Genomic DNA, 21,130 nt, shown 5'->3' with positions numbered 1-21,130 from the left:
GGAGCGGAGTTATCCCCGCAGTGTGAAGGCAAGACCACAAAAGTATGCGGTGAAAAAAGCCAATAAAAACAATGCCAGTCAGGCTTAACTGACTGACATTATGCACAAGCACCCCTTCATTTTTCGTCAACTGTTCCAGCGGTAAGGCGGGGTTAAGTGATTGAACGTATGAAAAAAGGCTCCAGAAGCCAGCCATGATGGCTACCGCCACCAGAAACTTGGTCCACCATTTCTGCATGGCACGGACGCCGAACACACGCCAGAACCAGGTGGCTTGAATACGTGCCTTCGTCATGCGCCATTGTTTGCGAAACGCGAAAATGTCCATAGTCATGCTTTATTCATCCCTGTGTATGTTTAAAGCCGCCATCTGCTGCAAGGACATTACGATCTGCAGAGCCCATCATATTCCACCAAACTCTGCGACATCGTAAGTGGTCACAGCACCTCAACCTTTACTTTGATAATCCCGTCGCGAATATTGCCGATGGTGCTAAAGGCAGATTTGGAGAGATCGATAATACGCCCGTTTTTAAAGGCGCCGCGGTCATTGACCTTGACCACTACACTCTTGCCATTGGCGAGGTTGGTGACCCGCACCATGGCGCCAAAGGGCAATTCCATATGGGCGGCGCTATTGAGGTTGTTACGATATAACTCGCCGCTGGCGGTCTTTTTGCCATGATAACGGTCGGCATAATAGCTGGCGTAACCGGTCTCGCTATAGCCGCGCCAGCTACCGCCGTGACTCTCGTCATAACGGCTGCTACAGGCCACCAGCAGCAGGCAAAGAGATAACAGCAGCCCTTTCTGGATATGTTGCACCTTTCCCCCTCTCCTCTCTTCTTTTCGCTCTGCGTTATTTTTACTCTTCGATGCAGTCCGTGATGCTCGCGGCATGTTTGCAAGCAACCTCTCACCTTGCCATAGCTCCAAGGCACTCGCCATGTTACTCGCCTTGTTGTCAGGCAGCAGCGACGGTGCGGCTACTTTGCCATATCTTCCATGTAAAAAGGGAGGCAAATGCCTCCCTTTCAACTAGTTACCGGTCATCCCGTGACGGGATGGGCCAGAGACTTCTCAGGCAATCAGCTTGTCGTCGGCGAAGCCGAAGCCGCGCAGACCCACCACATGCACATGCTCGTGCTTGCCCTGCACCTTGCGGATGAGCTTGTAGGTGGTGCCCTTCTCGGGACTGATGTTCTCGGGCGCCGCGATAAGCAGCTGCATATCCTGCCGCTCGCACAGCTCGAACAGGGTAGCGATGGATTTGCCATCCAGACGGGCCGCTTCGTCGAGGAACAACAGACGGCACGGGGCGATATCCTTGCCGCGCAGACGGCGGGACTCCTCCTCCCAGCTGATCAGCACCATCAGCAGGATGGCCTGACCGGTACCGATCGCCTCGCCGGTGGAGAGCGCGCCGCTCTCGGCCCGCAGCCAGCCATCGGCGCCGCGCTGCACCTCGATCTCCAGCTCCAGATAGTTGCGATAGTCGAGCAGCACGTCGCCCATCACCTGATAGCTGCGATCGCCCTGCTCTACTTGCGGGTTAAGGCGCTGGAACAGCTTGGCCATCGCCTCGGAGAAGCTGAGCTCCTTGTCGGCGAACAGATCGTTGTGCATGGCAGTTTGATCGGCCAGCGCCGTCAGCAGACGGGTATGGGCCTCGCGGATATTGACGTTGAGGCGCACCCCGCGCACCAGACCGAAGGCGATGTTCTGCAAGCCCTGGTTGAGCACCCGGATACGGTTCTGCTCGCGGCGGATGATGTTGGTGATCTTGGCCGCCACCTCGTGGGAGGAGAGCGACAGATGGGTTTCCCGCTGCTTGAGCTCATCGGCCAGACGGGCCAGCTCGATCTCCATCTCCTCGATCGCTTCGACCGGATCATCGGAGCGGATGATGTCGTTGCGGATGCGATCTTTGAGGTAACGGTAGACCTGCACGTAGAAGGCGACCTTCTGCTCGGTGCTGCTGTTGCCCTCGGAGAGACGCAGCGCATCGCGCAGGGCCTCGTCATGGGCCACCGCCACCCGCAGGGCGCCGAGGGCCTTGTCCGACATGGAGCGCAGCTCGTCGCTGTCGAGATAAGCCAGTTCGCGCTTGTTGAGGCGCTTCTCGACGTCGGTCTCCCGCGCCAGACGCACCACCCGCGACCAGCTTGCCTTGTGACCCACCAGGGATTTACGGGCGCCGTAGTAATCCTTGCCTTCGAGCTTGAGACGGCCGCCAAGGGATTCGATCTCCCGCTTGGTGACCTGCAGCTGGGCCTCGGCGCTGGTGCGACGGGAACGGGTGCGGATCAGCAGCTCTTCGATCTCTTTCTTGTGGGCACGCGCCTTCTCTTCCATATCGTCAGAGAGGGTCAGGCCCATGGCCGCCAGCTCCTGCTCGAACTCGGTCAGGGTCTGGCGCTTGGCCTCGACGCTGGAGTTAAGCGCAGTGCGCAGTTGCAACGCCTCGGTGTGGCGCAGGGCAATCTGCTTGTGCTGCTCGCCAGCGGTGCGGGCTGCCAGCTCGGCCGCTTTCAGCTTCTCTTTGAGTCGCTCGCTCATCTCGGAGGCCTTGCCCAGCAGGTCTTGTGCATCCTGATAGGCAAAGTGCGGCAGACGGGCCACCAGCTGATCGAGGGCATAGCAACGGCGCTTCTGCTCGGCCAGCAGGTCGCTCACCTCATCGTAAGCCGCCTGCAGCGCCGCAAGATCCTGCGGATCCTGACGCAGCACCTGCACTATGGTTTCCAGTTTCTCCAGCGCCTTGCCGTGTTTGGCGATAAAGGCTTCGGCCTGTTTCAGGGCCTCAACGTCGGCATGAGCCGCCTCGAGGCGGGCCGCCAGATCAGTCTCGGCAAACAGGTGGGCAAAGGGCAGCATGCCCTGCACCAGCTGGATATGGCGGGTCAGCTGGGCGGCCGCCGCTTTGGCATCACTCAGCTGCTTGTCGCACTCACCGATGGCACCTTGCAGCGCGCGCAGTTCGGCCTGTTTGGCCTGCACTTCGGCTTCGGGGTCGGGGCGGAAGGCGATATCCAGATGCTGACCGATAAAGTCGCGGAAGTGACCGTAGAGACGGTGATACTTCTGCTGCTCAAACGCAGCCTTGGCGTAGCCCTCTATTAGCCCTTCGCGCTCAAGATCGAGCTGCTCGATCCGCTTTTCCCGGGCGGCGCGACCAAACAGCGGCAGCTCGGGGTAGCGGGAGAAGCGCACCTGACGCTTGCTGGTACGCACCAGCACGGCGTCCCCCAGCTCGTCCGCTTCCACCAAATCCTCGTCAAAGGAGTCGGGGTTGCCCTGAATCAGGTAGATATCTTCCGGGCAATCTTCCAGCTTTTTCAGCCGCTCGATGGCACCCTCAAGGTCGAGCACCACCAAAGCGCTGCGAGCCGGGCCGTAGAGCGCGGAGTAGTAAGGAGCATCGTCGATGGAGATGTCGTCATAGACGTCGGAGAGCAGCACGCCCCCCACCTGCTCGGCAATGCGGGCAAGACGGGGATCCGCCTCGCCGGCTCCCAGCTGCAGGTTGCGAATTTGCAGCTCCAGCGCCTGTTTCTGGGCAGCGATGCGGTTGCTCTCCTGCTCGAACTCGCGCTCCTTGTCGAGCACAATCTGCATACCGGCCGAAAGCTCTTCGGCGGTGGCGAGCGGCAAACCGCTCTGCTCGCGCAGCTGCTCGAGCTTCTCGAACGATTTCAGCCAGCGCGGCGCCAACTTGGTCAGCTCCGCAATATCGCGGCCTAGCTGGGTACCCTGATGCTCGAGGCTGGCGCGGCGCTGGTTCACCTCCGCCTGCTGCTCGGAGAGCTCCTCCTGACGAGTGCGTTGGGCTTCGAGGAAGATCTCCAGCTCATCGCTGCTGGCAATCAGCTGGCCAGAGGCCTGCTGCAGCTCGTCACGCAACTTGAAGAGACTCTTCTGGCTTTCGCTCTCTTTCTCGAGGCGAGCCAGCGCGGCGCGCAGACCCTGCCCCTGGGCAATGCGAGCCTTGTCTTCGATGTGACGCTTGAGCAGCGCCTGCGCGGTGGGCCAGGCGGCCTCACGTACTGTCTCCGGAGCGATGCTGAGCAGCAGCGCCAGCGCCGCTTCATGCTCGGCTACCGCCGCCTTGGCCAGCGCCAATTGCTGCTCGGCCCCCAGCACCCGGCTGGTGAGACTCTGCTCGGCTGCGCGGAACTGGTGCAGGGTGTCGCTCGCCTGCTCGGCGGTCAGCCCCGGCAGCTCGCACTGCTCGCGGGCAGCATCGAGGGCCTGCACCGCCTGACGGTACTGGATTGCGCGGGTCTGCTGAATATCGAGCGCCTGCTGATAATCGGCCAGCTGGGTCTTGAGGCTGTCGACTTCTGCCTGCGCCAACTCCTTGCGCTCTTCCACTTCCAGCAGCTGGCCGTGGATCTCCTCCACCACCGCTTGCTGCTGCTCGAGTTTGTCAGAGAGATCCGCCAGATCGGCGCGGTACATCTCGATCTTCTTCTGCAAGCTGACAGCCGCCATCACCTTGGCCAGATGCTCGGAGGCAGACTCCAGCTCGTCGGTCAGCAATTTTTCGCGGTTGGTGAGCTGCTCCACTTCATCGGCCAGATAGATAGCGCGCTGTTTCTCTTCGGCCAGAATGCGGCGCTTGTCGGCCAGCTCCTGACGCGCCTTGAGGGCCAGCTCGGAGAGGCGGCTCTTCTCGGCGGCATTGCGCACATAGTCCGCTGCCACATAGTGGGTGGTCTCGGTGATCAGGTTCTTGAACAGATCCCGCTGACCTTGCGTCTCCTTGATCGCTTCCAGCGTGCGGCGGTTTTCATAGATGGCCGCCTCCATGTCTGCAAACGCCTTGCGCACCCCGGAGTTCTCCGGCAGCAGGTATTCACGCAGGGAACGGCTGATGGACGAGGAGATACCGCCGTAGAGGGAAGCTTCGATCAGGCGATAGAACTTGCCGCGATCCTTCTGGTCACGCAGCTTCTTCGGGGTGATGCCGAACTCGAACATGAAGTTGTGATAGTCGGTCACCGTATTGAACTTGGCGACTTTCAGCGCACCCAGCTCGGCGGCCGCCCCTTTCAGGTCGGTAAAGGCGCGTACCCGCCCCTTGCCGCCATCAAGCTTCTCCAGCAGCAGATCGGTCGGTGCCAGATTCTCCGGCACATCCACCAGCGCAAACGGAGTGATGTTGACCTTGTTGTCGCGGTTGGCCACCTGCTCGAGGTGCACGCCGACCCAGATCCGCTGTTCGCGGCTGTTCATCACTTCCAGCAGGGAATAGCAGTGGCCGCGCTGCAGCTTGCCGTAGAGCCCCTTGTCACGGGAGGCGCTGCTCGATCCCGCTTCCGTGGTATTGCGGAAATGGAGCAGTGACTGGTCGGGGATGAGTGCCGCGATAAAGGCCGCCATGGTGGTGGACTTGCCCGCGCCGTTGCCGCCGGAAAGGGTAGTGACCAGCTGGTCGAGATCGAAGGTCCGGGCAAAGAAGCCGTTCCAGTTGACCATGGTCAGGGATTTGAACTTGCCTCGCACCGGTTATACCTCCAGATCCAGTTGTTCTTCATCGAGATCCGCCTCGATGTCATCAAAGAGCGAGTCGCTGCTCGGCATTTCGTCGTCGTGGAAGATGGCTTCACCCTCCTGGATCATCCGCAGCTGAACGGCGCGCGGATCTTCATCGGAACGCACGTCGGCGGCGAAACGGAACACCGATTCGTTGACCCGGAATTTATCTCCGTTACCAAGGGCGGTGATCATGCCAAGGCGGCGCAGACGGCGCATGGAGGTACGGATCTTTTCGAGCAACTTCTTCTTGTCGAGATCGGTACCGCCGGAGCGGCTGTTGACCATCCGCAGCAGCTGCTTCTCGTCGGCGAGGCTCAGCACCTCTTCTTGCAGCTCGGCCATGGCGAATACCCCTTCCGAAGCCAGACGTTCCGGGCTCAGGTAGAGGTAGCAGAGCACCTTGCCCACCAGCATATCGAGCTCGGAGAGCACAGTGGTGCCGATGTCGGAGCTCGGGCGCGGACGCAGATAGAAGAAGCCTTCCGGCGCCTTGATCAGCTCCACCTGATAGCGGCCGTAGAAGATCTCCAGCTCGCTGTGATATTCGACCAGTGCCGAGTGCTGCTCGAACTCGTCGGCACTGATGTGACGACCGGAGCGCAAGGCGGTGTCGATGCGTGGAAACAAGGGGTTGGCAATCGCCTCTGCAAGGCGCAGCGGCAAGGGAAACTCAGTATTGATCAATGACATAGGCCTGAACCTTGGATCCAGCTTGGTTAATGGGTTTCCATGCGGGTTGGCGATGCAGTTCGCGCTCGCCGCTGGCATGGCCCAGGCGCACGGCCTGGTCGATCAGAAGACGCGCCACATCGAAGTGGGCATGAGCCGGGTAATCCAGCAGGTATTCCCGCAGCACATCGGCCAAGTCCAGCTGCTGGCCCTGCTCGGGGTAGCGGGCCAGATAGCGCTCGATGCGCTCGGCCAGCTCCTGGTTGATATCTACCATCTCTACGTACTCCATCTCGAGGGGCACCTCGCCGGTCACCTCCTCGTCGTGGATGGCGATGGTTTCGTCGCGCAGCTCCAGCAGACGGGGCTCTTCGGCCACCCGCAGCTGCCAGTTGTGCTGCTCGAAATTGCGGATGGACTCGCGCAGCCGCTGGCTGAAGGCGCGGTTCTTGTCCATGTCGATGGCGTTGCGGATAAATTTGTGGACGTGTCTGTCGTAGCGGGACCAGAGCTCGATGCACTGCTGACCCCAGCTGGTGATCACATCCAGCCGCCCCTGCAAGGCGTGAGTCAGCTCCTCGACGTGGAACAGATCATCGCGCCCCTGCGCCGCTTCCTGAATGTTGAGCAGCCCCGCCTGCAGGCGGTGGCCGGCAGCGTCCAAAGTATCTTGCAGCTCGCGCAGGGTCTGGCCGGTCTCGTGCAGCAGCTTTTCGCAGCTGTGAATGGCATCGACCCAGTTCTGGGTCAGCAGGGCCGCGATTTCGCTTTTGACCTGATTCTGCTGCTCATCCATGGCGCGCTGGGTGAGATCGATGCGCCCCAAGGTCTCTTCCAGCGAGAAGGTGAGGCGCGGCAGCACCTCGGCATCCCACTGCTCGCGGGTGTTGGTCTCAAGCGCCGCCTTGCGGGCGGTGTCGAGCTCGGCAGCCAGGTGTTCGAGCAGAATGGAGAGCTTGATGGAGTCAACCTGACGCTGATCCATAAAGAAGTCGACGATGCTCACACCCAGGCGCGACAGGCGGTAGAGGCTCTCCCCCGCCACCATGTCGGTGTTGAAGCGCGACAACAGCTGCTGGCGAATGAGATCGTTGATGGCGTTGTTAGCGCGGCCGGTGAGGGTCTCGTCCATCTGGCCGAAGGCGCTGCTGACATAGCCAAAGGCATCGTGCAGCGCCGCTTCCGACAGGTCCGACTCATCTTCGGACAGGGTCTTGATTGCAATCAGAAAGGCCAGCCGGTCGGTTGGCAGGCTCAACGCCAACCCCTCCTGCCTGACCCACCCTACTAGCTCCGGCAAAGAACGCTCTGGCAGGGTACGGGATGTACTCATCATGATGTTGTCATCTCGTTGTTGTATTGGGCGCAAAATCGTGCGCGCGGCTACATCCGGTAGCATCGAAAACATGGTTCACATCAACGTGAACAGAGAGCAATCAGCTGGCCGGCTTCTGGGCCATCACATGGATATAGCGACCGAGGGCGACAAAAGGCTCCTGACGGCAATATTGCTGCTCCATGGCCAGCAGATCGTCGAACTTCTCCACCTGATCCTGCTTGTGACGCATATAGTCGTGGATCACCCGCACCCCGGTCTTGCCGATGATACGCAGCCCCCCGCGACCAATCCAGTCATAGACCTGCTCCGGCAACTGGGGGTTGGTGGGCGTAAGCGCTGTCTGGCGCTTCTTACGAAGGCCAAGGCGCACATAGTCAAAATTGCCCACCACCAGGCTCTGGAACAGCAAACCATGACGGTTGTAGAAAAGCAGCGACAGTATGCCCCCGGCATTGACGAAAGGGAACAGACCCAGCAAGGTCTGGCGCGGCTCGGCGAGCCACTCCAGCACCGCATGGCAGAGCACCAGATCAAAGGTCCCGGTCACGTGTTGCTTCAGATCCTGAATGGGGCAATGGATGAGACGGATTTTGTCTTCCAGCCCCTTCTCGGCGATCTGGCTGCGGGCCAGTTCCAGCATTTCTGCTGACAGATCGCACAGCTCCACCTGATGGCCCATGGCCGCCAGCTTCTGGGCGAAATAGCCAAAACCGCCCCCCGCATCGAGGATGCGCAGCGGACGGTTGCCAAGGCGGGCCAGGCAGGCTTCGATGTCGCTCCAGACAATGGTGGTGCGGATGCGCCCCTTGGTGGAGTCGTAAATGTTGCGGGCGAACTTGTCGGCGCGCCCGTCAAAACTCTGATCGTGCTTCAAGGAGAAACTCAACATTAGCGCCACAGGGTTGTGGCCATCCCAAAAAAGAGAGGTATTCTGTCACATCCCGAATTTGCTGAAAACTCAAGGAAGTGTCTGTCGTGTTTGTGCTCAAAAAGTGGCTGGGTCAGCTGTTGATGCCGCTCCCCTTCTCCCTCTCCCTGCTGCTGGTCGCCCTGCTGCTGCTCTGGTTCACCCGTTTTCAGAAAACCGGCAAGCTGCTGGCCACTCTCTCGCTGCTCATTGTGGCGCTGATGGGGATGCGGCCGGTGAGCTATGAACTGGCCCGCGGGCTGGAGCAGACCTACCCGCCATTCGAGGTGAGCCAGCATCCCAACATCGAGGCCATCGTGGTGCTCGGCAACGGTCATGTCAGCGACCCGGCGGTGCCCGAGCGCTCCTGGCAAAACAATATTGCCCTGGCCCGCACTCTCGAAGGGATTCGCCTTGCCCAGGCCTATCCCGACGCCGAACTGGTTTTCTCCGGCTATGTATCGGGGGATCCCCTCTCCAATGCCGAGGTCAATGCCCGGATGGCCGAGAGCCTCGGCATATCCCGTTCGCGGATGACGTTGTTTGAAAACAACAAAGACACTCATGATGAAGCGGTCAGTATCAGCCGCCACCTCAAGGGAAAAGAGGTGGCACTGGTCAGTTCAGCCACTCATTTGCCGCGCGCCATGGCCCTCTATCAGGGTCAGGGACTCAAGGCCGTACCGGCCCCCACCGATTACACCGCCAAGCAGAGCCAGGTACCCCAGCCCCTCTACAGTTATTTACCCAAAGGGCGTTATTTGATGTATTCCGAAGCTGCCATCCACGAATGGATTGGGGTATGGTGGGCTCGCTTGCGGGGGCAGGTTAACGAATGAGCGATCAAGCGTTTCATTCCTGATTTGGATCAGGAAAGCGAAAAAAAATTACGTCATTTGCCGCCGGGTCAGCTATCTTGGGCTCGGTTCAATTCATATAATGTCGCGCAATCAAATGCCTAGGAGATATACAAGATGAGACAGCACCTGGTAATGGGTAACTGGAAACTGAACGGCACCAAGGCTTCTGTAGAAGCTCTGATCAAAGGACTGACCCCGGCTGCTGCCGCTCATCCTTCTGTGCAAGTCGCCGTCTGCCCGCCGGTTATCTTTTTGGGTCTGGTTGAGCAACTGACCGCTGGCAGCAAGATTGCCTACGGTGCCCAGAACGCTGACGTTCACGAGTCTGGTGCCTTCACCGGCGAGAACGCCCCCTCCATGCTGAAAGCCTTTGGTTGCACCTACTCTCTGGTCGGCCACAGCGAGCGTCGTACCCTGCACGCAGAGAGTGACGACGTGGTTGCTGCCAAGTACGAAGCGATCCAGAAAGGCGGCCTGATCCCGGTTCTGTGCATCGGTGAAACTCTGGAGCAGTTCGAAGCCGGCGTGACCAAGAACGTGGTTGAGACCCAGCTGAAAGCCGTTATCGACCGTTGCGGTATCGCCTCCTTCAACAACGCCGTTATCGCTTACGAGCCGGTATGGGCCATCGGTACTGGCAAGACTGCCACTCCGGAAATCGCTCAGTCCGTTCACGCTCACATCCGTCAGTACCTGGCCGGTTTTGATGCCGCCGTTGCTGCCAAAGTACAGATCCTGTACGGCGGTTCCGTCACTGGCGCCACTGCAGCCGACCTGTTCGGTCAGCCGGACATCGACGGTGGCCTGGTCGGTGGTGCGTCCCTGAAAGTGGACGACTTCTCCCAGATCATCGCTGGCGCTGCCAAGTAATCGCTGATTACGGCATAGAGAGGGGCTCGTCCCCTCTCTTGTATCGCTTTTCCTATGGTGGCCCCCGCATCCCATATGAAAGCCGATATAGTAAAAGTGGCTTGTCTATTTAAACATTCGTATTTGACAACTCAGATCCAGAGGCACTCATGACCAAACAAATCAAACGTATTGGTGTTTTGACCAGTGGTGGCGACGCACCGGGTATGAACGCAGCCATTCGCGCCGTGGTTCGCGCCGGTTTGCATCATGGCCTGGAAGTTTACGGTATTTATGATGGCTACCTCGGTCTGCACCAGGATCGCATCGTTAAGCTGGAGCGTCACAGCGTCTCCGACGTGGTGAACCGTGGTGGTACTTTCCTGGGTTCTGCCCGTTTCCCTGCCTTCAAAGACCCCGCAGTGCGTGCCGAAGCGATCGAGAACCTGAAAAAGCACGGTATCGATGCGCTGGTCGTCATCGGTGGTGACGGCTCCTACATGGGTGCCAAGAAGCTGACCGAAGAGGGTTTCCCCTGCATCGGCCTGCCGGGCACCATCGACAACGACATCGCCGGTACCGACTTCACCATCGGCTTTGATACCGCTCTGAACGTGGTTGTTGACGCCATCGACCGTCTGCGTGACACCTGCAGCTCCCACCACCGTATCTCAGTGGTCGAGATCATGGGTCGCCACTGTGGCGATCTGGCCATGTCCGCCGCCGTTGCCGGTGGTGCCGAATATGTGATCGTGCCGGAAGTGGCTTTTGACAAAGAGAAGCTGCTCAAGCAGATCAAGGAAGGCGAAGCCAAAGGCAAGAAGCACGCCATCATCACCATCTGCGAGCACGTTACCGACGTGAACGCGCTGGCCAAGGACATCGAAGCCCTGACCGGTCGTGAAACCCGCGCCACCATCCTGGGTCATATCCAGCGTGGCGGTGCCCCGACTGCTCGTGACCGCATCATGTCCAGCCGTATGGGTGCCTACGCCGTTGAGCAGCTGCTGGCTGGTCACGGTGGTCGCTGCGTCGGCATTCAGCGCAACGAGCTGGTACACCACGACATCATCGACTGCATCGAGAACATGAAGCGTCCGTTCGATCAGGAGCTGTACAACCTCTCCACCACCCTGTTCTAAGCCACGCGGCTTTTTACCGGCTGTTGATGACAAAAACCCTCCATCGGAGGGTTTTTTTATATCTTACAAAAACGGGTGCATCGGCACGCTGTGTGCCCCTCACCATATGGGTTGCCTGATCCCAACCCTTGCGCCATAGGACAGATTACTAACCTTCCCCTCCTCACACCAACCGGCATCAGCCTACGCACAGAGTTCCGGTATCGTCGTGGATGTTTTATCACTGCGAACAGGCTTGCGTTGAACTGCGCCCTGTCGCCCCTGAAACCAGCTTGTTCAGCCTCCTAGTCATACGCCGCTTTTTATATCTCAATCTTGCAGAAGGGATTCAGATATCTTCCCCAACCATGCTCCGGCGCTGCGCTCGTATTGCACTCACATGACTCACGCAGATGCACACGCAAATCGCTACTCGCGCCCAGCCCAGCCCAGCCCAGCCCAGCCCAGCCCAGCCCAGCCCAGCCAGAGAATACGCCTCTGGCCTATTGCGCACCTCACTCTTGCTGCGGCCATGTCTATTCCGAGGCCAACGGGGAAATTGGCGGTGATAAAACAGCCAGCTGCTACTCTGTATCCCCCCGATGCACGGCTCTCCTCCCTATGAACCCAGTGTATTGCTGTAAAAATGCGGAGACTCCGGACTGATAAAGTGATGGTGTGACAAGGGTTGGCAACCAGACTCTCTCCATAGACTTCTATTGGATGGACTATCTACGTCAGGAGTCGTCAAATCATTGCCCCGCACACTTTTCATGACCTTAATGACACTATTACGAGGAGGAAAACTTATTGAATGCCATTAAAGCCCCATACAAAACCCATCACAAAGCCAGCCAGCAACCTACCAACTAATTGAATTTAAATGAAATAATCATAAAAACAGAATATTGAATGCCTGACATGCCAGAGCAGGTGATAAAATCAGCTCAATGTGACAAAAATAACCATCTCAACCAACCACACACATAAAACAGCTATTTTATCAACTCACACCTTGTTTTACCCCCTTGTTATGGTATCTTGACTACATCAACCAACAACTTAGGGAGAGAAAAATGAAAGAGTTTGTCGTTACTGCCGTTTTCACGGTGTTTTTCACCCTGGTTGCTGTCTCTCTGCCCTCACTGTCACAGTTCTGAGCCGGATAGAGAGGCATCAATCCGGACCGACCCTCTTTGTCATGTCTGTTTAATCGCCACCAACTGGCGCTTTTCAGCAATAATGCCGAGATGGTCAACATAGATATGATTTCATCACGTTGACGCTGTTTCTTTCGCCACAAGGGTGTAACCAGGATGGTTTAACCATATGGCCTGATGGAGTAGAACCAGCAGCAGATCATATCCGAGGGGAGCAAGGCTCCCCTTTTTGTTACCCGCCGTTTGACAATCCCCTCCCCCGTCATCTACAACAGGCCGGTTGAAGCCACACGGCCCATGCCCACAACTGATGTTTTCCCCTCCTGTACTCTCCATTCAACACAGCTAAATCCGTCAGCAATCTCTTGTGCACACCTTTACTCTGATACTTGTCCGGCAGATATAAAAAAGCCCCCGCCATCATGGCAGGGGCTCGCGTTACGCAGTGTCAGCTCAGGGCTGTTATATCTCAGTCCAGCTCAAAGCAGTTATGCCTTGTTCCAACGCTCTGGGTCATATTCCGGGCTAAAGCGGTCAACAATGACAGCACAGGCCGCATCGCCGGTGATATTGAGGGAGGTGCGGATCATGTCGAACAGACGATCCAGCGCGAACAGCAGCGGCAACCCTTCAATGGGGATCCCGGCCGCCAACAGCACGGCAACCACCAGGAAGCTTGGGCCCGGCACACCGGCCTGACCGATCGCCCCCAGAGTGGAGGTCACAATGATGGCCGCCCAGGCGCCGACGCTCAGATCGATGTTGTAAACCTGCGCGAAGAAGATGGCGACCAGACCGTAATAGATGGCGTTGCCGCTCATGTTGATGGTGGCACCCAGCGGCAACACGAAGGAGGCGGTCGCGTTGGTCACTTTCAGATCATGCTCGCAGGTCTCCATATTGACCGGCAGGGTCGCCATGGAAGAGGCGGTGGAGAAGGCCACGATCTGCGGCTTCTTCATGGCAGAGAGGTACTTCATTACCGGCGTGTTGGAGAACATCATCACCAGCAGCGGATAGACCACAAAGCCGAAGATGAGGATGGCAGCCACATAGACCACGAACAGCTTGAGTACCAGGGTCAGCACATCGAAGCCATAGGTACCGATGGCCTCAGCCATCAGACCGAACACCCCGAGCGGCGCGATGATCATCACCTTGTTGATCATCCAGACGAAGGCATCCACCAGGGTATTGAGCCCATCGACCAGTGGCTTGGCCCGCTCGCGCGGCTGTTTGGCCAGCGCAATGCCGAGGAACATGCAGAACACCAGGATCTGCAGGATGTTCGCTTCGTTGAGGGAGTTGAAGACGTTAGTGGGGATCATGCCAAGCAAGGTGGCGACTGCATCAGGCAACGCCCCTTTATCGGCATAGTCACCACCAAACATAGAGGCAACGGAAGCGAAATCTACCCCGACACCCGGTTTGAAGATCTGCCCCATCACCAGTGCCAGCAACACGGCCAACGCGGAGGTCACGAGAAAGAAGGCCAGCGTCGCTGCACCGATCTTGCCCGCCGCCGGGCTGGCGCCCAGATTGGCGGCGCCGGAGAGGATGGCTACCGCCACCAGCGGGATCACCAGCATCTTGATCAGCTGGATAAACAGGGTACCGAGCGGTGCAAACACGGTGGCTTGTTCACCCATGAACGCGCCGACCACTGCGCCCAGTACCATGGCGACCACAACCTGGAAGCCGATGTTTTTAATGAGTCCTTTAGTTAACACAATATGTTCCTTTATGTAGCAAAATTCACACTTTCCCAGTGCAATTAACCAAACAGGGGAATGAGCGGCTGCCCATTCCCCTGTTTGCGCGTGTTATCTCACATTTAATTGCTGTTTTAAATCAGCAAATCATTAACCTTGGCTATTAATAAGTTTGCGAAAAAGTGAAGATTCAAAGCGGTCTCGGCTATTTTTACCTCATCCCCCATGACAACTGGCAAAAGATTGTGCTAGTTTGGCTGCACAAACGTACACACAGGGATGTAAAGATGCTGAAAGTTAACGAGTATTTCGACGGAAATGTAAAATCCATCGGTTTCGAACAAAAAGGCGAGAAATCAACCGTCGGGGTGATGAACGCCGGTGACTACCTGTTCAACACTGCCGCCCCCGAACGGATGACAGTGATCAAGGGCGCCCTCACCATCCAGCTGGCTGATGAAGATGAGTGGCACACCTACAGCCAGGGTGAATCCTTCCTGGTGGCCGGTCACTCCTCCTTCAAACTGGAAGTGAAAACCCCCACAGCTTATCTGTGCGAATTTCTCGACTGATCAGGCCGGTTGAAGGGGATCAGCCCCTTCAACCTTCTTGGGCAACCCCCAGCCCTATTATCTGTGTCCATGTCACAGCACCGCACATCCCCGCTTTCCATCCACGGCAAAAATCCTAGAATAAACAGACATAAACCATCACCGGATTGATGTCATGATCAGCGTGTTTGACCTGTTTTCCATCGGAATTGGCCCCTCCTCTTCCCATACTGTCGGCCCCATGCGTGCCTCTTACGCCTTCGTCCAGCAGCTCAAGCTGCAAGGCCATCTGCCGCAGATCACACGGGTCGAAGTGGAGTGTTACGGCTCGCTGGGCCAGACCGGCAAAGGGCACGGTACCGGCAAGGCAATCATTCTGGGGTTATCGGGCTTTGAACCGGAGTCGGTCGATATCGATGCGATTCCCGCCATTCTGGCTCGAGTGGAAAAGGAGCAGAACCTGCAGCTGGCAGGCGAGCAACCAAGCCATTTTCCCCGCACCGGTGCCATCATCTTCAACCGTCGCAAAACCCTGCCGGCCCACACCAATGGCATGACTCTGCGGGCCTTTGATAAAGAGGAAAACCTGCGCTTCAACCAGACCTACTACTCCATCGGGGGCGGCTTCATCATTGAAGAGAGCCACTTTGCCACCGTCAAGGAAGAGGCTGCCAAGTCTGATGCCGAACACCCTGTCCCCTACCCGTTCGACAGCGGTGCCCAACTGCTGGCCCACTGTCAGGAGAGCGGCCTCTCCATCTCGGGGCTTATCCTCGCCAATGAGCGGATATTTCGCAGCGATGAGCAGATAAAAGCGGGGCTGCGCAAGATCTGGCAGGCGATGCAGGGCTGCGTCGAGCGAGGCTGCAAAAGCGAAGGGGTGCTGCCGGGCGGCCTCAAGGTTCGGCGCCGCGCCCCGGGGCTGTTCCGCCAGCTAAGCTGCGAGACCAACTTCAACAAGGATCCGCTGATGGTGATGGAGTGGGTCGATCTCTTTGCGCTGGCGGTCAACGAGGAGAACGCCGCCGGTGGCCGGGTGGTGACCGCCCCCACCAATGGCGCTGCGGGCATCATCCCCGCCGTGCTGCACTACTACGATCGCTTCGTGCACAAGGTGGATGACGAGACGCTGATCCGCTACTTCCTCACCGCAGCTGCCATCGGCATCTTATATAAGAAGAACGCCTCCCTCTCCGGGGCCGAAGTGGGCTGTCAGGGTGAAGTTGGGGTTGCCTGCTCCATGGCGGCTGGCGCGCTGACCGAACTGCTGGGGGGTAGTCCGGCCATGGTGGAGAACGCCGCCGAAATAGGCATGGAGCACAATCTCGGCCTCACCTGCGATCCCATCGGCGGACTGGTGCAGGTGCCCTGCATCGAGCGCAACGCCATGGGGGCGGTCAAGGCGATCAATGCCGCCCGCCTCGCCCTGCGCGGCACCGGCGAGCACAAGGTGTCGCTCGACAAGGTGATCAAGACCATGTGGGAGACCGGCAACGACATGAAGACCAAATACAAGGAGACGGCCCGTGGCGGCCTCGCCGTTAACATTACCGAATGTTAAAAAACGGCAAATGACTCCATTTGGTTCCGAAATGCCCGGCATCGCCGGGTATTTTTATGGGCAAACGCTTAACAAAATGGATAAGCACAAAAATAAATTTTATACTCGCGCCTCAGATTCAACAAAAATAGATCCATTTCAACTTTTTTTAGGTCTGGAACCGTTACACTACGGTTATCTGGTTCTGTGACCTGCGCTGACAAGCGCGTTCCATGGATCTCCCAAATTTCTGTGAGTGGGCATGCCGCCCCCTTCTACCCTGAGGTAATAGTGACATGATCAGCGTTTTTGATATCTTCAAAATCGGTGTAGGCCCCTCTTCTTCCCACACTGTTGGCCCGATGAAAGCGGCCAAACAGTTTGTTGACGAGCTGCGCGCGGGCGGCAAGATCCGCGATGTAACCCGGATCAATGTCGATGTCTACGGCTCCCTCTCCTGGACTGGCAAAGGCCACCATACCGACACTGCCATCATCATGGGCCTGGCTGGCAACCTGCCGGAAAATGTCGATATCGATGCCATCCCCGAGTTTATCTCCCGTGTTGAACAGACCGAGCGCCTGCCGATCGGCCTGCACTGCCACACCGTCAGCTTCCCGCGTGACGCCATGGTATTCCACGACGAAGCCCTGCCGCTGCACGAAAACGGCATGAAGCTGACCGCCCTGATTGAAGATGAAGTGGTTTACAGCAAGACCTACTACTCCATCGGTGGTGGTTTCATCGTTGACGAAGAGAACTTCGGCAAGGCTGACAGCGGCGACATGTCCGTACGCTATCCGTTCAAGAGCGCCGCCGAGCTGGTTGCCCATTGCAGCCAGACCGGTCTCTCCATCTCTGCCCTGATGATGGAAAACGAGAAGTGCTTCAACACTCCGGAAGAGATCTACAAGAAGTTCGGCAAGATCTGGAACACCATGCGCGAAGGTATCGAGCGCGGCTGCCGTACCGAAGGCGTTCTCTCCGGCCCGCTGCGCGTACCCCGTCGTGCCGCACCGCTCTACCGTCAGCTCAACACCAACGAGAACCTCTCGAGCGACCCGATGAACATCGTTGACTGGGTCAACATGTTCGCTCTGGCCGTGAGTGAAGAGAACGCTGCCGGTGGCCGAGTGGTCACCGCCCCGACCAACGGCGCTGCCGGTATCATCCCGGCCGTACTGGCTTACTACGACAAGTTCATCCAGCCGGTTGGCCGCGACGAGTACACCCGTTTCTACCTGGCTGCCGGTGCCGTCGGCATCCTCTACAAGATGAACGCCTCCATCTCCGGCGCCGAAGTGGGCTGCCAGGGTGAAGTGGGTGTCTCCTGCTCCATGGCCGCTGCCGGTCTGACCGAGCTGATGGGCGGTAGCCCGGAGCACGTTTGCGAAGCCGCTGAAATCGGTATGGAGCACAACCTGGGTCTGACCTGTGATCCGGTTGCCGGTCAGGTACAGGTGCCTTGCATCGAGCGTAACGCCATCGCCGCCATGAAGGCAGTCAACGCCTCCCGTATGGCCCTGCGTCGTACCTCCAAGCCACGCGTCTCCCTGGACAAGGTGATCGAGACCATGTACATCACCGGCAAGGACATGGACTCCAAGTACCGTGAAACCTCCCGTGGCGGTCTGGCCATCAAGGTGATGCAGGTTGCCTGCGAATAAATAAGGGTTACGACCCTCATCTGAACAAAGGCGGGATATCCCGCCTTTTTTATTGCCCGAATGAGATGCCGGGCACTTATACCGGCATACCGACCATTTCACTGTAGGAAGTCGCTGATATACCCTGCTACGCCACCGCAATGCGGATTGCCTTGTCTGCATACCTCTCTAATTACATACCTTGATTAACTCTTCTCAATGCATTGAGAGAGACATTATGCCCCGACATGAAACCTTTACCTGCTATCTTGCCCCAGCCACGCTTTCACACCTAATCGATAACGAGATGGTCCCTCATCTCAATATCCCCCTTTGGTCATACCCTTGTTTGGCAAGACGCGGTTACCGCTCACCCTGCGGATTATCACGCCGCCACATTGATTGCCTCCTATGTGGCACTTTCGTGATCAGGGCAAACAATCAAGTACACAAACAGGGGATTAGCTCATCATTTTGGCCACAGCGCATCGCGCAAACTGGTTTTAGAACAGTTATCACCGCCCTCTTTACGCCCTATTTGATGTAAAACGCATCGAGCAGTGGAGGCCAAAAAAGCGCCCAAAGAAGGGGCTGAAAATAATCGATGAATGGGCCAATAGCCGTTGGAATGGAGGATATGAGTGCGCGCTACTCGCTATTTTTGTGAGCGCCAGCAAAGGTTGACGATATGGTGTTGGGAGCAGATTGACTTTCTATTTAAACAGCGAAAAGTGAATATCACCAAAGGGGGGAGTTAATTTGGCCAGATCCTGTCACGGGATTATCGCAGGCCACCTCTCCGGGGCCGGAATGCGTCATGCAGAGTCACAAAGAATTAGCCCCGCAGGGCAGAACACACAACGGGGCAGGATATTCAGGATGGTTTTTTCAGGCTGGCCTTGTGCTGCTCCAGCAAATTCTCGGGAGGCGGTGGCACCTGCAGGTAGAACCCCAGGTTGGTCAGCGCGGCCATCACCTTGCCGACATCAGCCAGCCCCAAGGGCTTGGCCGGATCCAGCTTGGTCATCAGCACCAGCTCGGGACGCCCGAATGCGCTCAGCAGTGGCTCGGGAACACGGGAGAAATCCTCTCTTTTTTCAACAAAAAGGTAGGTCTCGGCTTTTTTGCGACTTTTATAGACTGCACACAACATGGAAATTGATATAATCCGACGAGTTTATTGCCTCTGATGGGGGCAAACTATAACATCAGGAATTGAATAACAATAACGGATTAGCATCTCTGCCTCGGGGAAGATTCATGGTTGAGCGCGATAACGAATTGAAAGGGACCACCTTCACTATTTCTGTGTTGCATATCAGCGATGGCGAGCCTGAGCGGATACGTCAGTTGTTGGCCGAAAAAGTGGCCCAGGCACCCTACTTTTTTAATTGCGCACCGTTGGTGATCAATGTTTCCAGACTGGAACATATTCCCGATTTCGAACAGCTCAAGGAGCTGGTGGAGTCCGAAGAATTTGTGCTGGTCGGCATCACGGGTGCGCGCAGTGAAGAGATGAAGACAGCCGCCAAGGCGGTGGGACTGGCGGTGATGGCCTCGGGCAAGAGTCGCAAGAGCGAACCGGAACCCGAGCCTGCCCCCGCGCCAGCCGCCCCTGAGGTGGTTCCCGAGCCCGAACCCGCCCCCTTGATCCCGAGCAAGGTACATGTGGGACCGGTTCGTTCCGGCCAGCAGATTTATGCCGCCGGCACCTCGTTGGTGGTGCTGGGGTCCGTCAGTCCGGGAGCTGAAGTGCTCGCCGACGACAGCATTCATATTTATGGCACCCTGCGTGGCAGAGCCATTGCCGGTGCCCGGGGAAACACCCAGGCCCGGATCTATTGCCAGCAATTACAGGCCGAGCTGCTCTCCATCGCGGGCACATTCCAGCTGAGCGATGCATTGCCGGCAGGCCTGATCCAGCAACCGGTACACGTCCGGCTGGACAACGAACAACTCCGAATAGACCGTATCAAATAGAGTTACAAGGAAGCGAGAATGGCGCGAATCATAGTCGTTACATCGGGTAAAGGTGGCGTTGGCAAGACCACAACCAGTGCGGCCCTGAGCACCGGCTTAGCCCAGCGTGGTCACAAGACAGTGGTCATTGACTTTGACATCGGTCTGAGAAACCTGGATCTCATCATGGGCTGCGAGCGGCGCGTGGTGTATGACTTCGTCAACGTCATCAACGGGGAAGCAAACCTCAATCAGGCGCTGATCAAGGACAAACGCTCGGAAAATCTGTTTATCCTGCCCGCCTCCCAGACCCGGGACAAAGATGCCCTCACCCGTGAGGGGGTCGAGAAGATCCTGGATCAGCTGGCGGAGATGAAGTTCGATTACATCGTCTGCGACTCCCCGGCGGGGATCGAGGCGGGCGCGCTGATGGCACTCTATTTTGCCGATGAAGCGATCGTCACCACCAACCCGGAAGTCTCTTCCGTGCGTGACTCCGACCGCATCCTTGGCATCCTGGCCTCCAAGTCCCGCCGCGCCGAGCGTGGCGAAGACCCCATCAAGGAGCACCTGCTGCTGACCCGCTACTGCCCGACCCGCGTCAACCGCGGCGACATGCTGAGCGTGCAGGATGTGCAGGAGATCCTGGCCATCCCGCTGCTCGGGGTGATCCCGGAGTCCCAGGCGGTGCTGCGCGCCTCCAACTCCGGCGAACCGGTCATTCTGGACAAGGAGTCCGATGCCGGTCAGGCCTACGAAGATGCGGTGTCCCGCCTGCTGGGCGATGCCAAGGAATTTCGTTTTCTGGAAGAAGAGAAGAAGGGCTTCTTTAGCCGACTGTTCGGGAGTTAAACATGTCATTATTGGATTATTTTCGTTCCAACAAGAAACAGAACACCGCACAACTGGCCAAAGAGCGGTTGCAGATCATTGTTGCTCACGAGCGTTCATCCAGAGGGGGGCCGGATTACCTGCCCCAGCTCAAGCAGGACATCCTCGATGTGATCCGCAAATACGTCAACATTGATCCGGAGAAGATAACCGTCCAACTGGATCAGAAGAGTGATGAGCTGTCGGTACTGGAGCTCAACATCACCTTCGCCGATGACAAGAAGGGATGAGCTGACGCCCTATGCGTGACCCCTTCCCCCAATGAAGACCGGATCCTGTCACTGGATCCGGTTTTTTATGGCTCTGTCCCAATTACGTGTTGAAAGGCTAATCTTGAAGTAGGCCATCACCTTGAGGTCTACCATCATGGATACCCCAGCCTTTC

The 21,130-nt window shown here is 57.6% G+C and carries 18 protein-coding genes; 10 read left to right on the top strand and 8 right to left on the bottom strand.

Translation table 11 applies throughout. The features are described 5' to 3' along the window. From AB5Y85_RS03955 to cmoM, 6 genes are all read right to left on the bottom strand, one after another. A partial coding sequence (locus AB5Y85_RS03955) for a hypothetical protein (protein WP_368221217.1) occupies positions 1-334 on the bottom strand: 334 nt, incomplete at its 3' end. Positions 335-438: 104 nt separating this feature from the next. Then, positions 439-825, bottom strand: a complete 387-nt coding sequence (locus AB5Y85_RS03950; protein WP_257688032.1) for a septal ring lytic transglycosylase RlpA family protein — start codon at positions 823-825, stop codon at positions 439-441. Between the two features lie 255 nt (positions 826-1,080). Continuing rightward, the gene (mukB, locus tag AB5Y85_RS03945; RefSeq protein WP_257688034.1) at positions 1,081-5,508 is read right to left on the bottom strand and encodes a chromosome partition protein MukB; all 4,428 of its coding nucleotides are present in this window, start codon (positions 5,506-5,508) and stop codon (positions 1,081-1,083) included. 3 nt (positions 5,509-5,511) lie between these two features. Then, complete coding sequence (gene mukE, locus AB5Y85_RS03940) at positions 5,512-6,231, bottom strand: chromosome partition protein MukE (RefSeq protein ID WP_201938151.1); 720 nt, start codon at positions 6,229-6,231, stop codon at positions 5,512-5,514. Then, positions 6,212-7,546, bottom strand: coding sequence for a chromosome partition protein MukF (gene mukF / locus AB5Y85_RS03935; protein ID WP_005345760.1), 1,335 nt, complete (start codon positions 7,544-7,546; stop codon positions 6,212-6,214). Before mukF ends, mukE begins: the two co-directional genes overlap by 20 nt. A gap of 100 nt (positions 7,547-7,646) precedes the next feature. Then, on the bottom strand, positions 7,647-8,423 hold the full coding sequence (gene cmoM, locus AB5Y85_RS03930) for a tRNA uridine 5-oxyacetic acid(34) methyltransferase CmoM (RefSeq protein ID WP_031227571.1): 777 nt from the start codon (positions 8,421-8,423) through the stop codon (positions 7,647-7,649). A gap of 101 nt (positions 8,424-8,524) precedes the next feature. On the opposite strand from cmoM, the gene elyC reads away from it, so the two are divergent. The 3 genes from elyC (at position 8,525) to pfkA (ending at position 11,307) form a co-directional block, all read left to right on the top strand. Further along, positions 8,525-9,295 (top strand): envelope biogenesis factor ElyC, encoded by a 771-nt coding sequence (elyC, locus tag AB5Y85_RS03925; RefSeq protein WP_257688035.1) that lies wholly within the window; start codon positions 8,525-8,527, stop codon positions 9,293-9,295. A gap of 135 nt (positions 9,296-9,430) precedes the next feature. Next, positions 9,431-10,186: a triose-phosphate isomerase gene (gene tpiA, locus AB5Y85_RS03920; RefSeq protein ID WP_120414341.1), complete on the top strand. Its 756-nt coding sequence runs from the start codon at positions 9,431-9,433 to the stop codon at positions 10,184-10,186. Between the two features lie 149 nt (positions 10,187-10,335). Beyond that, a complete protein-coding gene (pfkA, locus tag AB5Y85_RS03915) occupies positions 10,336-11,307 on the top strand; it encodes a 6-phosphofructokinase (protein WP_005336840.1) in 972 nt (323 codons plus the stop codon). A 1,627-nt stretch (positions 11,308-12,934) separates the two neighbouring features. On the opposite strand, the gene AB5Y85_RS03910 is transcribed toward pfkA, so the two are convergent. Further along, a complete protein-coding gene (locus AB5Y85_RS03910) occupies positions 12,935-14,176 on the bottom strand; it encodes a dicarboxylate/amino acid:cation symporter (RefSeq protein WP_005360943.1) in 1,242 nt (413 codons plus the stop codon). Positions 14,177-14,445: 269 nt separating this feature from the next. Here AB5Y85_RS03910 and AB5Y85_RS03905 point away from each other — a divergent pair, with 269 nt between their 5' ends. From AB5Y85_RS03905 to AB5Y85_RS03890, 4 genes are all read left to right on the top strand, one after another. After that, a complete protein-coding gene (locus tag AB5Y85_RS03905; protein WP_005336842.1) occupies positions 14,446-14,730 on the top strand; it encodes a pyrimidine/purine nucleoside phosphorylase in 285 nt (94 codons plus the stop codon). 154 nt (positions 14,731-14,884) lie between these two features. Continuing rightward, positions 14,885-16,270, top strand: coding sequence for an L-serine ammonia-lyase (locus AB5Y85_RS03900; RefSeq protein ID WP_257688036.1), 1,386 nt, complete (start codon positions 14,885-14,887; stop codon positions 16,268-16,270). Then, positions 16,236-16,460 (top strand): hypothetical protein, encoded by a 225-nt coding sequence (locus AB5Y85_RS03895; RefSeq protein ID WP_368221216.1) that lies wholly within the window; start codon positions 16,236-16,238, stop codon positions 16,458-16,460. Before AB5Y85_RS03900 ends, AB5Y85_RS03895 begins: the two co-directional genes overlap by 35 nt. 85 nt (positions 16,461-16,545) lie before the next feature. Then, entirely contained in the window at positions 16,546-17,916 is a 1,371-nt protein-coding gene (locus AB5Y85_RS03890; protein WP_005336844.1) for an L-serine ammonia-lyase, read from the top strand. Between the two features lie 853 nt (positions 17,917-18,769). Here the strand turns inward: AB5Y85_RS03890 and AB5Y85_RS03885 are convergent. After that, the gene (locus AB5Y85_RS03885) at positions 18,770-19,048 is read right to left on the bottom strand and encodes a YcgL domain-containing protein (RefSeq protein WP_257688037.1); all 279 of its coding nucleotides are present in this window, start codon (positions 19,046-19,048) and stop codon (positions 18,770-18,772) included. A 107-nt stretch (positions 19,049-19,155) separates the two neighbouring features. Between AB5Y85_RS03885 and minC the strand changes: the two genes are divergently transcribed. The 3 genes from minC to minE are packed head-to-tail and all read left to right on the top strand — an operon-like array spanning position 19,156 to position 20,975. After that, entirely contained in the window at positions 19,156-19,875 is a 720-nt protein-coding gene (minC, locus tag AB5Y85_RS03880) for a septum site-determining protein MinC (RefSeq protein WP_013723728.1), read from the top strand. Positions 19,876-19,893: 18 nt separating this feature from the next. Beyond that, complete coding sequence (minD, locus tag AB5Y85_RS03875; protein ID WP_005336847.1) at positions 19,894-20,706, top strand: septum site-determining protein MinD; 813 nt, start codon at positions 19,894-19,896, stop codon at positions 20,704-20,706. 2 nt (positions 20,707-20,708) lie between these two features. Next, positions 20,709-20,975: a cell division topological specificity factor MinE gene (gene minE, locus AB5Y85_RS03870; RefSeq protein WP_005336848.1), complete on the top strand. Its 267-nt coding sequence runs from the start codon at positions 20,709-20,711 to the stop codon at positions 20,973-20,975. Positions 20,976-21,130 lie beyond the last annotated feature (155 nt).

The organism is Aeromonas sp. R3-1 (assembly GCF_040908345.1).
GTDB lineage: Bacteria > Pseudomonadota > Gammaproteobacteria > Enterobacterales > Aeromonadaceae > Aeromonas > Aeromonas veronii.
This window is presented reverse-complemented; position numbering and strand designations above follow the sequence as displayed.